Here is a 13,381-nt window from a genome sequence, read left to right as displayed (position 1 = left end):
CGAAAATTCTCTAACCTGTCGGCAGATCAATCGAAGAGAAAGCATTTATCGTATGGGATCGGAACCTTGGTACCGCACGGCCAGACGTTGGGGCCAGACCAACTTGGTGGAGATCGACCCGGCACGCTACGATGGCGACTGGTGGCGGGAACACTGGCGCCGCACGCGTATCAACGGCGTGATCGTCAATGCCGGCGGTATTGTCAGCTATTATCCGACGAAATTCCCGCTGCATCACCGTGCCGAGGCGCTCGGCGAACGCGACCTCTATGGCGAGATCGTCGCAGCGGCCCGCGAGGAGGACCTGAATGTCATCGCCCGCATGGATTCCAATCGCGTGGCCGAGGATTTCTACCGCGCCCATCCGGACTGGATCTGCCTCGACATCGAGGGTAAGCCATATCGACAGGCCGACAAATACGTCACCTGCATAAACTCGCCATACTACAGCGAATATCTTCCGTTGATCATGGAAGAGATCATCGAGCGAAGCCGGCCAGATGGTTTCGCCGACAACAGCTGGGCAGGGATTCCGCGCAAGAACATCTGCTATTGCCGGTATTGCGAGGAGAAGTTCTTCACCTGGTCGGGTGTCGATCTGCCGCGCCGCCACGACTGGGGCGACGAGAATTACCGGCTTTGGATCCGCTGGAACTTCCAGCGACGCACAGATCTCTGGGAGCTGAACAACCGGGTCACGACCAAGGCCGGCGGCAGGGACTGCCATTGGATGGGCATGATCAGCGGCGACGTGCTCAACAATTGCAATCGCTTCATCGACCTGCCGGCTATCCTCAGCCGCAGTCCGATCGTGATGCTCGACCATCAGCGCCGGAACGGCGTCGATGGCTTCGAAGACAACACAGAAGCTGGCAAACGGCTCCACGAGGTCGGCGGTTGGGACAAACTCATCCCGGAAAGCACGCCGCAATATCAACTTGGTTCGCCTGCTTTCCGGCTTGCCAGCATGCCGGTTGCCGAAGTCAGGCTCTGGTCATCGGCAGCTTTTGCAGGTGGTATCCAGCCATGGTGGCACCATATCGGCTCTTCGCATGAAGATCGCCGGCAATACACGACCGCCGAACCGATCTTCACCTGGCACGAAGCGAACGAAGACGTTCTCTTCAACCGCCGGCCGGAAGCTGATGTCGGCGTCGTCTGGTCACAGACGAACCACGACTTCCACGGACGCGACCATGCCAACGACCGGACGATGAACCCCTATCGCGGCGCGTTGAGGGCACTCGACCGAGCCGGCATCCCTCATCTTCCGGTGCATGCCGACGATATTACCAAGGCGGCCGGTCGCTTCCGCGTCTTGATCCTGCCCAATCTCGCCGCCATCTCAGACGAACAGGCCGATGCCATCAGGGCCTTTGCCGCGCAGGGCGGGTCGGTGATCGCTTCGTCGGAAACCAGCCTCTACAGCCAGTATGGCGACAAGCGCCCTGATTTTGCGCTTGCCGATCTGTTCGGCCTGCATAGCAAGGGCTCCAGCCTTGGCGGACAGGAACTGGCCAATGCCGATATCGAGACCAGCGCCCGTCATACCTATCTGCGGCTTTCACCTGAGCTTCGCGCCGGCGTGCACGGACCGAAAGACGAAACGGCGCCGAAGGCCTCAGGCGAGCGGCATCCGGTTCTCGCCGGTTTCGAGGAGACCGATACCCTGCCCTTCGGAGGCTTCCTGCCGGTCGTCGCTGCCGAAAGCGATGTAAAGGTACTTGCGACCTATATCCCGGATTTCCCGATCTATCCGCCGGAAACATCCTGGATGCGCAAGCCGCATACCGACCTGCCGGCGATTACCGTCCGAGAGGGTGCGAATGGAAGCAGTTTCGTCTGTTTCGTCGCCGATCTCGATCGGTGCTTCGCACGCGACGAGCAGTTCGAGCATGGCCAGCTGATTGCCAATGCAGTCAAGTGGATCCTGGCCGATCGCGCGTTTCTCACGCTGGAGGGTGGCCATGGATTCATCACAGCCACGGCCTATCGACAGGGTGAACGACAGATTGTCCATCTCAACAACCGCATCCTCACCTCGCGTATCCCCGGCCGGCAGGCGGACCTGCTGCTCATCGGCCCGGTAACGTTGCGGCTGCGGCGAAAGGCAGCCTCGCGCGCCGCGCCTGACGTCGCCCTGCGGGTCAGTGGTCTTCAGCCGAAGGTCAAGATCGAAGGCGAGGAATTGGTGATCGAGATCAGCCAGGTGCTCGATCATGAGGTCATCGTCGTAGGTTGATCGCCGACGCGAAAGGATCGGCCCGTTTCGCCACCGGGGCGGGCGATGCGGGCCGTCCACCATCCGAAAGGGTAACGGCACCGAAGACGGCGTCACTCACTCGGCCGCAATGTGACCAGGCAGAATTCCACCGAGACCGAGCGTCAAGCGGCCGGCGGCCTCGGCGACCAGCGACCCGAGCACTGCAATGCGATCCCCGGTGATCCGCGTGGCAAGACCCGAGACCGAAATGGCGCATAGCGCTTCTCCCTGGTGATCGTAGACGGTGGCGCCGACGCAACGCAATCCTGGTTGGCACTCTTCATCGTCCACGGCGTGACCGTTCCGGCGGACCGTCTCAAGCTCTGCAACGAGGCCGGCACGGCGCGTGAGCGTATTTGCTGTCAGGCGCCGCAAGCCGTGGCACGCGAGGATCGCCGTGACGTCTTCATCTGCATAGGTTGCGAGAATGGCTTTGCCCATGGCAGAGGCTGCCATCGGCACGCTGCCCCCGACATGGGTGACGGCACGGGCGATCTCGCGGCTTTCAATCTGGCTCACCACCAGCATCTCGCCTTCATCGGCAATGCCGAGATTGACGGTCTCGCGGCTCTGATCTCGCAGACGGCGCAGAAACGGCAGAGCCGTGGCGGCAATATTGCGCTGGCGCGCGAAGGCGGAACCGACAGCGAAGGCCTGTCGACCGATATGCCAGAGACGGCCGGCGGGATCGAACCGGATGAACTGGCGTTGCTCGAGCGTCGTCAGCAGGCGGTGAACCGTCGAAGGTGCCAGTCCGGTGCGGCTGGCGAGGTCGCTGAGGCGGTTGCCCTCCTCATCTTCGCCCAACACTTCGAGCAACATCATCGCGCGATCGACGGACTGGACGCGGCCATGAAAATCCTTCTCTTCCACGGGTTTCAATCTCCTGTGTCAGACCGAGCTCAAGGATTTTGATGTCGTTACTAATAACGACGGCAAGCGGCGCATCCGCCGTCTCACGCCGGCACCGGAATCGGTTTGGGCTTGGCGAAATGGCAAGAGGCAAACTGGGCGGCAGCGACCTCGCGAAGCGGTGGGCGCTCGACCTTGCAGATATCCTGTGCAATCGGACAGCGGGTGTGGAAACTGCAGCCCGCGGGGATGCGCGTCGGGCTTGGCACATCCCCTTGGAGCACGATGCGGCTGGCCTTGCGATCCGGGTCGGGCTCGGGAGCTGCCGAAAGCAACGCCTGCGTATAGGGATGCTGGGGAGCGTTGTACACGGAGCGCTTCGGGCCGATCTCGACGATACGGCCGAGATACATGACGGCGACACGATCGGCGATATGACGCACCACGGCAAGATCATGGGCGATGAAGAGAAAGGAAAAGCCCTTCTTCTTCTGCAGATCCTGCATCAGGTTGATGATCTGCGCCTGCACGGAAACGTCGAGCGCGGAGACCGGCTCATCGGCGACGATGAAGCTTGGTTCAAGCGAGATTGCCCGGGCAATGCCGATCCGTTGGCGCTGGCCGCCGGAAAACTGGCGCGGATAGCGGTCCATGGCGCTCGGTGACAGACCGACCTGGTTCAGGAGGTCGGCGACACGCTCCCGCTTCTCCCGCTTGGAGCGGGTAAGACCGAAAGCATCGAGAGGCTCGCCGATGATATCGGCAACGCTGCGGCGGGGGCTGAGCGAGCCATAGGGGTCCTGAAAGATCATCTGCAGCTTCTGCCGCATCGCCCGCATCTTCTCATGCGAGAGCGTGGTCAGGTCGATCCCGTCGAAAACGATACGTCCGGCGCTCGGCTCGATCAGCCGCAACAGCAGGCGGCCGAAGGTGGATTTTCCGCAGCCGGATTCGCCGACGAGCGCCAACGTCTCGCCCTTCATCACTTCCAGGCTGATGTCGTCAACGGCCCTCACCTCTTGCTTCAGCTGCCCGAATGAGAGACCTCCGCCACTCGAGAAGACCTTCTGGATATTGTCGGCGCGTAGGATAGCCGTCATCACATTTTCTCCCCGATGGCTTGCAAGGGCGCCACTGCTTCTCCGGTGACCCAGCAGGCGGCCTTGTGCGAGGCGCCGAAGGAATACATCGGCGGCATCTCGCGCGAGCATTTCTCGACGCGAAGTGGGCAGCGCGTATAGAAGGGACACCCCACTTTCACCGAGCCGGCGGCCGGGACCGAGCCAGGAATCTGGTAGAGTTGGCCGCCGTCCTCGTCGCTAAGGCGCGGTATCGATCGCAGCAATCCCCGGGTGTAGGGATGGCTGGGATTGGCGAAGATCGAACGGACGTCGCCGTTTTCGACGACATGACCGGCATACATGACGATTACCCGGTCGCAGACCTCGGCAATGACCCCTAGGTCGTGCGAGATCAGCAGCACGGCGGTGTTCAGCGTGCGGCGGATCTTCTGCATCAGGTCGAGCACCTGCGCCTGGATCGTGACGTCGAGAGCGGTGGTCGGCTCATCGGCGATCAGCAGCTTCGGATTGCACGCGATTGCCATGGCGATCATCACCCGTTGGCGCATGCCGCCTGAAAACTGGTGCGGATAGGCACCGAGGCGACCTTCCGCATCGGGTATGCCGACGAGTTTCAGGAGCTCGATCACGCGGGCGCGGCGCTGCTCCCGGCTCATGTTTTCGTGGAGCTTGATCGCTTCGCCAATCTGGTCGCCGATCGTCATGACCGGATTGAGCGAGCTCATCGGCTCCTGGAAGATCATGGCGATGTCGCGGCCGCGGATCTGCGGCATGCTGCGCGCAGGCAGCGTCAGGAGATTGGTGCCGTTGAACTCCACGCTGCCGGCGGAAATCCGGCAGATCTCCGGCAGCAGGCGCATGATGGCAAGCGAGGTGACCGACTTGCCCGACCCGGATTCGCCGACGATGCCGACCGCGCCACCAGCCTCGACCTCCAGGCTGACGCCGTTGACAACGCGAATGGGGTTGGCCGGGGGACCGAAATCGACCGTCAGGTTTTGGATTTTCAGCAAGGGTGCAGTCATTGGGCGGTCTCCGGGTCCAGTACGTCCCGCACGGCATCGCCCAGCAGGTTGAAGGCTAGCACGACGCAGGTGATGGCGATGCCCGCACCGATGACCGGCCAGGAGGAGCCGAACAGGTTGTTGAGGCCATCACGGATGATATTGCCCCAGCTCGGGTTCGGGGGCTGTGTGCCGATGCCGAGAAAGCTAAGCGAGGCTTCGAGGCGGATGGCAGAGGCAACCCAGAGCGTCATCAGCACGACGATCGGCGCGGCAATATTTGGGATGATGTGACGGAAGATGATGACCGGCGTACGCACGCCGACGGCGATCGCGGCCTCGACATAGGGCTCCTGCTTGACAGCGAGCGTCGATGCGCGTGCCACGCGCGCAAAACCCGGAATGAAGGCGACGGTGATAACGGTGATGATGTTCCAGAAGCCGCCGCCGAGCACGGCCGCGATGATGATTGCGAGCAGCAATTCCGGAAAGGCAAGAAGCAGGTCGATGACGCGCGAGATGATGCGGTCTGTAATACCGCCGAAATAGCCCGCGACGACGCCGAGAATCGTGCCAAAAATCGCCGCCAGGATCGGCGAGGTGATGCCGAAGATCAGCGAATTTCGCGAACCGTAGATCATGCGAGAGAGTACGTCGCGGCCGAACTGGTCGGTGCCGAGCCAATGCTGCATGGACGGCGTCTTGTTGATCGCGAGGATGCTTTGGGCCAGCGGGTCGTAGGGCGCCAGCCACGGCGCAAAGACCGCCACGAAGATAAAGCAGACAACGATGACAAGAGCAAAGCTTGTGGAGATTCGGCCGTAGAGAATCCATTTTATAGCATCCGCCAGACGATGATCATCTGCAATGACAGGGGGAGTTGGTTCAAATGTCGTAGTCATCACTTCACCCGAATTCGCGGATCGACAACGATGTAGAGGAGGTCCATCAGCAGGTTGACCAGCACCACGAGCATGGCGAAGACCACCACGCCGCCTTGGATCACGGCATAGTCGCGCTCGGCGATGGCGCTGATGAGAAGCTTGCCGATGCCTGGGCGGTTGAAGACCAATTCGATGGCAACCGAGCCGGAGAGCGTCGCCAGCATGCTCAGTCCCATGCCTGTCGTCAGCGGCAGCAAGGCATTGCGCAAACCGTGGCGATAGATCACGCGCGTCTCGCGTGCACCCTTGGCACGGGCGGTACGCACGTAGTCGCGACCGAGCACCTCGAGCAGCGATGTTCGTGTCAGGCGGCCCATGAAGGCGGCTTTGACAAAGGCGAGCGTGAGTGCCGGCAGGAAGACATGGTGCATCCGATCGACGAAACCCGTGCCGCCGCCGTTGATCGGGAACCAGCCGAGATTGAGCGAGAAGACGATCAAAAGCAGCGCGCCGAGATAGAAGTCCGGTATGGCATAGCCGACCAGCGAGAAGGCACGCATGGCCGAGTCCGGCGTCTTGTTGCGGTTCGTCGCGGCATAGACGCCGAAGGGAACGCCGACGGCAAGACCCATCACCATGGCGACGATTGTAAGCTCGATCGTATAGGGCAGATTGTAGGCGATCAGGCCGAGGACGCTCTGGCCCGTCATCAGCGACTTGCCAAGATCGAGCGTGAAGACCCCGATGACGAAGTTGATATATTGGTGCCAGAGGGGCACGTTGAGGCCCATCTTTTCGCGGAACAGAGCCAGCTGGTCGGCCGTCGCCATGTCGCCGAGCGCCGCAATCGCCGGGTCGCCCGGCAGGATGCGCATGGCAATGAAGACCAGGGTCAGCACCAACAGTATCGTCGGGATGGCATCAGCCAGCCTGAGCAACAGGTATCGGGCCATGTAGAGCTCTCCTCCGTTTCCGCCGCGATCGGCGGCGTCATTTCGTTTTCTCCACGTCTGCTGCTTCAGGCTGTAGACGTGGAGAGGTGAAGGCGCGGCCACCTGGCCGCGAACCTCAGCTTTGCAGGACCGTGTAGTATGGCTCGTTGGCCAGCTTGCCATCGAGACCAGGCGTCAGCACGGCCTGTCCGTTCTTCTTCGAGCTGACAAAATATTGCAGGTGGAACACGGACTGGGTGTAGTCGCCGGAAATTGAGGCCGCGTAACCTTCGCCGGTTCGCGACATCTTCGTCGATTGCCACCGTTCGGCCTGGTTGACGTGGCGATAGTGCAGGACCGGCTCATCGTCCATTTCGCCGCTGACGCGGACATCGAACCCGGCGCCGGCATTGAAGGATGCGGCCGCCTCGACTTCCAGACTGCCCGCGACGACGGCTCGACGTGCCTTGATGGCATCGATCGCCGCTTGAACCGTCTCGTCGGCTTTGACGGATTCATACTTTCCGCCGCCGCGCAGCGATTCAAGATCGAGAAGCTCGGCCTGGATCTGCGGCAGACGCATGTGCCACGAGCCGCGTAGCCAGGATTGGGGCCCATAGGTCAAATCGTCCTGGTACAAATCGCGCGAGATGTCGGCGACCCGTTCCCAGGCCATGACGGAGCGGCGCGCGTGATCGAGAAGCGGCTCCACCAGCGATGAGACCTTGGTGGCGACGAAGAGTTCCGCCCAGCAGGCAGCCCGGAACTTTTCGGCAAAGAAGCGCGCAAGGCCGCCGCAGATTTCGACATCGACAACGATGCGCTGCACGGCCGGGGTCGCGAAGCTGGCCGTCTTCTTGGCGTCGAGCACGGCCTGGTCGCAGCCTTCTGCAAGCTCTTCCAGCCAGTCGGCGATGTCGAGCGGCGTATAGCGGTGCGACGCCTTGCCGGCCAGGAGCAATTCCGCATATTCGCGCGCCGTCACGAAGAGGGCGGAATCGAAGGTCGGCGCATTGCCGAAACGAACCGGTCCGTCCATGTCGAAGCCATAAGCGCGCTGCCCCGTACCCTCGATCAGCGGCAGGTTGGTATAGACCTCCGGCCAGTAGTGATTGTTCGAGACCGAGGGGCCGTGGGTGAGGCTGACGAGCGGCAGCACCTTGCCGGCAAAAGACAGGCCCTTTTCGCAATATTCGGCCGCATCGCCGCATTCATGCGCGAGGTAGCGCATCCAGCTATCGCGCGGGGCTTCCGGATAATAAAGCAGGCGGCCCCAGACGCGGTACTGGTAGTCGTATTTCTGCCAGTCATAGCGCGTCGCCATGCCTTGTTTCTGGTAATTGAAACGGCCGCCGGGGATACCGGTGCCCATACGGCCTTTGAAACTTTGCGGCTCGCACCACTCCACGCCATCGGAGCCGGCGAACATCGAGCTGCGACCGTAACCCGCGGCAAGATCGGGATCGCCCCAGAGGAGCACGCGCTGCGTGCCGGCCCAGATGCGGTAGATGACCTTGTAGTCCTTGTCCTTGGTCAGGAGGTCGCCGTAGCTGTAGCGCAGGAACTTGCGGGAACCTTCGCTCAGCTTCTCGCGCTCGCTACGCGCCACTTCCGGCGGATATTCGCGGTCGCGGATAGCGGACTGGTGATAGGGCAGCCCCATATGCTCGGCCAGATATTTGGGCGAAGCGGCGAAAGGCATGCCCGTTTCGCGGGCAATCTGCAGCATCGTGTGGTCGAGGCCCTTGCCGTGCATGTCGATCTCGATCGGCCGCCCGGCGGCGGCAACACCCGCAAAAGCTTCCTTCCAGAAGCCATAGTCGCCTTCTGCAATGCCGCCTTCCACATGGACGCGGAAAGTCAGACCGGTGATCTCCGGAACCTCAGTCAGCAGCTGCGTCAGCGCCGCCCGGCAATACGGTGCCAGATTGGCGTCGGTCACGCCCGCCACGGTGTAGTTGGCGCGTGGCACATCGTCGAAGTCATACCGCTGGGTCCATAGCGCGAGCTGGAATTCCAGTCCGCGCTTCGCCGCCTCGCGGGCGATGAACTTCAGCATCTCCAGATTGGTGTCGCGCTCCTCTTCGGAAAGCTCGACGATCTCGACCTCGAAGCCCGGCACCTTCATGAGGAAGGGATAGGGGAAGTAGAAGTAGACGTCTGTGATCCACGGATTGTGATAGGGGTAGTTGTATCCCATGCCGAGCGTCAGCGAGAAGCGGTTGAAGCGGTTCGAAGCGAGCATGGTGAGATAGTCGCGCCATTGCTGCTTGTCGTAGAACCAGGCCTTGTCCTCCTCCTCGCTGCAAAAGAGACGTGCCATGCTGCGGATGCCCGCCGAGGGCTTTTCAACCAGTGGAAAGGTTCCCTCGAAAACGTCCTCGCCTTGCGCATAGCGGGCCCGGTCGGCGAGCTCCGTCAGAGCGAAGACGAGACCACGATCATCGCGGCCCCAGGCGACAACATGCGCGCCCTCGCGATAGAGCGAAAAGGACTCTTCCTTCTCCGGCAATTCGACCGGCGACTTCAGCGACGGCCTACCATTTCCCCTAACCACCTCGACCAGCGTGCCCCCGTTGGTCGCGCGGCCTTCGGTCGAAGAAACGCCGCGGCGTTTCAGGACCGCCCTCAATTCCGAGGCGGCCCAGCGGACAGAATCTGATGCTCCTGTCGGGAGGGCGATGGTGACCGATGCATAAGTCATTGCCTGCAAATCCTTTGCGATTAGACCTGATGGAGGCCTGGCGCCTCCGTTCAATTCGAGCCGGCTTGACCCTCGGGCAAAGCCTCGCCCCCGCCGCGAGCGGGAGTGACACGACCACCCTCCCCCGGAACAAACAGCCCCGGGGATCTTTCAGAGCGGCGGATGAAAGGCGCGGATGACCGCTAGTCGCGTCTCAAACGAACTTTGCCTTGGTAAGGCGCCAATGCGCATAACCCGACTTCAGCTCGTAGCCGAGATCGACCGAAGGCGAACGAACGACCAGATAGCCGTTGTCCGAGATCGGCAGCAGCGGCATGTCGCTGAGGAACTTCACCTCGATCTCCTGCACCAGCTTGATGCGCTTACCGAGATCGGGCTCGTCCATGGCTTTGCCGAGAAGATCGTCAATGCCAGGGATCGCGACGCCGTAATGACTGAAGTTCGGGCCCCCTGATCCATCCGACTTGACCTCGGCATTGGCCGACAGCTGTTCGATGATCGCCTGAGTCGGAACCGGCGGATAGGCCGCCGAACGCTGGTAAATGGTATTGGTGCCCTTGCCCTGGTCGGCATGAAAGGCCGTGTGGTCCTTGATGTTCAGCTTCATGTCGATGCCGCCGGCGCGAAGCTGCTGCTGAATGATCAGCATCACCGAGGAATAGTCCTCGCGCTGAGAGGTGTCGGCCGTGAAGCTGAAGCCGTTCGGGAAGCCCGCTTCGCCGAGAAGCTGCTTGGCCTTCTCCGGATTGTAGTCGTAGCGAACTTCTTCGGGGATGCTGTCCTTCGTAAAGCCGCCCAGATAGGAGGGCGGATTGATGCCGTAAGTCCGCTGGCTGACCGGCGACATCGCAGCGGCGATTTCGTCGCGGTTGATGAGATAGGCGACGGCATGGCGGACACGGATATCGTCGAAGGGCTTTACCTGCAGGTTCATCTGGATGGTGAAGAAGCTTCCAGGCGATGCGACGTCGAAGAGAAGCGCGGAATTGCGCTGCTGCATGGAGGGAACCCAGCCCGGAGAGCGCACGCCCTCGATCATGTGGACGTCATCCGAAAGCAAGGCCAGTGTGCGCGCCGTCGTATCGGCGATATACATGACCTGCATGTTCGGGATGTTCGGCGCGCCGCCAAAATAATCCGCATTGGCCTTGAGCTTGACGCCCTGAGACGGGTCGCTCTCGACGCTTTCGAGCTGGTAAGGCCCCGTGCCGATCGGATCCTTCTCGATCGCTTCCTTGCCCTTTTCCTTGTAAGCCTTGGCCGAAATGACGCTGGCCGAATAGTGGCTGAGCGGCCCGATCGGGAATAGCGGATCCGGCTGCGATAGCGTGAAGGTTACCTTATACGGCCCGTCTGTCTTCACATCGGCGATGTTGTCGAAAAGGACGCGGTTGGCGCTGATCTCCTTGCTATCGCGTAGCCGGTCAAACGTGAACTTCACGTCGTCGGCGGTCATCTCACCATAGCCCTTGTGGAACTGGACGCCCTTGCGAAGCTGGAAGGTCCAAACCTTTGCATCGGGGGACATGGTCCAGCTTTCGGCAAGGCTCGGCTGAACCTCGCTGATGTTTTCAGGGAAATGGCCGAGCGGCAGCTCCACCAGCAGGTCGTGAATATGGATGATTGCCCATTCGTCGGCGCCCTGGATCGATTTCGCCGGGTCGATCGTCCTCACGCCGCGGGCGGCAAAAGCGAGCCTTAGCGTATCCTGGCTTTGCGCGAAGGCCTTTGTGCCCAGCGTCGTCATCAGGCCTGCGCCGACCATCGCGGCGGCGGAATTTCCAATGAATCTGCGTCTGCTAATCGCCATGCTTCGATCCTCCCTTATCGAGCCGCCTTGCCTATTCCAGCGTGCTCCCAATATCCGGAACGGCTGGACATTGCCCAAATATGGTAGCGCTACCACCTACCCTTGGTCAAGTTTTGGCAAGGCAGTTATTCTTGTGAAACTGGAACTTCACTTGTGCAAAAATTGATGCGGCAGCCCGCAAACTCAAAGGGCGGATAAAGCCAACCGCCAGCCGTTTTCCGTGCTGCCACAACGATTTCATCGCCGTTACGCCGTCTTCGCGGCACGATGGAACCGCCAGCGTGCATAGCCGCTCTGCACCTTGTAGCCGAGGTCGAGACGAGCGTTGCGCGCCACCGTGAAGGACAGGCTCGCCAAGCCGATCAGCGGCAGGTCGCGCAGGACCTGAAGCTCGATCTTCTTGCAATTGTCCACATAGGTGTTGAAGTCGGTCGACTGCAGCGCCTTGTCCAGGATGTCGTCGATGCCGGGTATCGCTACACCGTAATGGCTGTAGTTCAGGCCACCGGAACTATCAGATTTCACTTCGGACTTCACCGAAAGCTGCTGGAAATAGAGCTGCGTCGGGATCGGGGGATAGCTCGACGAATGCAGGGCAAGCGTATTCTTGTCCATCTTGTTGTCTGCGTGATAGGCCGTATGGTCGCCGATCTTCAGGTTCATCCGCATGCCCACGGCGCGCAGTTGCTCCTGCACGATCAGCATGATCGAGGAATAATCCTCGCGCTGGCTGCAATTGCTGTCGAAGTCGAAACCATCCGGGAATCCCGCCTCCGCCAAAAGCGCCTTCGCCTTCTCCGGATCCGGCTTGTATTGCAGTTCCGGTGGCAGGTCTTCGGTCTTGAACCCGGCCGGGAAGAAATCGGGCTGCAGTCCGGCTGTAAAACCGCCCATCGGCTTCAGCGCGTCGGCGATCGCATGCCGGTCGATCGCATACATCAGCGCCTGGCGCACCTTCAGATTATCGAAAGGCTTGCGGTTCAGGTTGACATGCAGCGTGTTGAAGGAGCCCGGCGATGTCATGTCGATGATCAGGGTCGGATCACGCTGCAACATGGAATCCACCCACCCCGGCGCGCGTACAGCCTCGATCATGTCGACGTCACCGGACAGAAGCGCAAGCGTGCGCGACGTCGTGTCCGCCATATAGACGCATTCGACATTTGGCGTCTTTGCCTTGTCTCCCCAATAGGCTTCGTGGCGCTTCATCGCGGTCCCCCATTGGGGATCGAAACGTGTCATCTCGTAGGGTCCGGTGCCGACGGCATCGGTCTGGAATTTTTCAGCGCCAATCGCATCGACGGCCTTCTTGGAAACGATCGAGGTGTTGTTGGAGAAGATGGTCGTGCCGAGCAAGTTCACATCGGCCGTCTTCAGCGAGACCGTCACACTATAGGGGCCGTCAGCGACGACGTCGGCGATATTGCTAAGGATCGCCATGTTGGTGCCGCCGGCGATCGCCCGCTTGTACGAGAAGACCACATCATCGGCGGTCATCTCGCCGTAACCCTTGTGAAACTGCACGCCTTCGCGCAGCTTGAAAGTCCAGCTCTTGGCGTCCGGAGACATCTTCCATTCGGTGGCGAGCGTCGGCAGGTACTGGTCGGGAGCCGTCGCGAAAGTGCCGTCAGCGGGACGAACGAGCTGCTCGTACATCTGCTCCGTCGCCCAGTTGTCGCCGCCCTGGGTCGTCAGGTTCGGGTCGCTGGTGCGCGGTCCGCCGGCGGCGATGCCGATGCGGATTACACTGGGATCGCTGGCAGCGCGCGCGCCCTTAATGCCGATCATCGTTAGCGCAGTGGAAGCCACCGCAACTTCAAGAAACTGGCGTCTCTTCAGGTTCATTTCCT

Annotated in this window: 9 protein-coding genes; 1 reads left to right on the top strand and 8 read right to left on the bottom strand. The window is 61.1% G+C overall.

Features of this window, described 5'->3' with window-relative positions; genetic code table 11:
* Positions 1-52: 52 nt before the first annotated feature.
* On the top strand, positions 53-2,242 hold the full coding sequence (locus G9X64_RS12175; protein WP_171376630.1) for an alpha-amylase family protein: 2,190 nt from the start codon (positions 53-55) through the stop codon (positions 2,240-2,242).
* Positions 2,243-2,338: 96 nt separating this feature from the next.
* Here the strand turns inward: G9X64_RS12175 and G9X64_RS12170 are convergent, their stop codons facing one another.
* From G9X64_RS12170 to G9X64_RS12135, 8 genes are all read right to left on the bottom strand, one after another.
* On the bottom strand, positions 2,339-3,136 hold the full coding sequence (locus G9X64_RS12170) for an IclR family transcriptional regulator (RefSeq protein WP_312864038.1): 798 nt from the start codon (positions 3,134-3,136) through the stop codon (positions 2,339-2,341).
* A gap of 83 nt (positions 3,137-3,219) precedes the next feature.
* On the bottom strand, positions 3,220-4,215 hold the full coding sequence (locus G9X64_RS12165; RefSeq protein WP_130794883.1) for an ABC transporter ATP-binding protein: 996 nt from the start codon (positions 4,213-4,215) through the stop codon (positions 3,220-3,222).
* Positions 4,215-5,222, bottom strand: coding sequence for an ABC transporter ATP-binding protein (locus G9X64_RS12160; RefSeq protein ID WP_171376629.1), 1,008 nt, complete (start codon positions 5,220-5,222; stop codon positions 4,215-4,217). The genes G9X64_RS12165 and G9X64_RS12160 overlap by 1 nt, the downstream gene beginning before the upstream one ends.
* Positions 5,219-6,103, bottom strand: coding sequence for an ABC transporter permease (locus tag G9X64_RS12155; protein WP_171376628.1), 885 nt, complete (start codon positions 6,101-6,103; stop codon positions 5,219-5,221). The genes G9X64_RS12160 and G9X64_RS12155 overlap by 4 nt, the downstream gene beginning before the upstream one ends.
* Positions 6,103-7,038 carry an ABC transporter permease gene (locus G9X64_RS12150; protein WP_094087945.1) on the bottom strand — a complete coding sequence of 312 codons (936 nt, stop codon included), beginning with the start codon at positions 7,036-7,038 and terminating at the stop codon, positions 6,103-6,105. Before G9X64_RS12150 ends, G9X64_RS12155 begins: the two co-directional genes overlap by 1 nt.
* A 115-nt stretch (positions 7,039-7,153) precedes the next feature.
* Positions 7,154-9,721: a hypothetical protein gene (locus G9X64_RS12145; RefSeq protein WP_171376627.1), complete on the bottom strand. Its 2,568-nt coding sequence runs from the start codon at positions 9,719-9,721 to the stop codon at positions 7,154-7,156.
* A gap of 193 nt (positions 9,722-9,914) precedes the next feature.
* Positions 9,915-11,531 (bottom strand): ABC transporter substrate-binding protein, encoded by a 1,617-nt coding sequence (locus tag G9X64_RS12140; protein ID WP_171376626.1) that lies wholly within the window; start codon positions 11,529-11,531, stop codon positions 9,915-9,917.
* A gap of 246 nt (positions 11,532-11,777) precedes the next feature.
* Positions 11,778-13,376 carry an ABC transporter substrate-binding protein gene (locus tag G9X64_RS12135; RefSeq protein ID WP_171376625.1) on the bottom strand — a complete coding sequence of 533 codons (1,599 nt, stop codon included), beginning with the start codon at positions 13,374-13,376 and terminating at the stop codon, positions 11,778-11,780.
* Positions 13,377-13,381 lie beyond the last annotated feature (5 nt).

Source organism: Rhizobium sophorae (assembly GCF_013087515.1).
GTDB lineage: Bacteria > Pseudomonadota > Alphaproteobacteria > Rhizobiales > Rhizobiaceae > Rhizobium > Rhizobium sophorae.
Note: the sequence above shows the minus strand (reverse complement) of the source record. Positions and strands in the feature narration are given on the sequence as shown.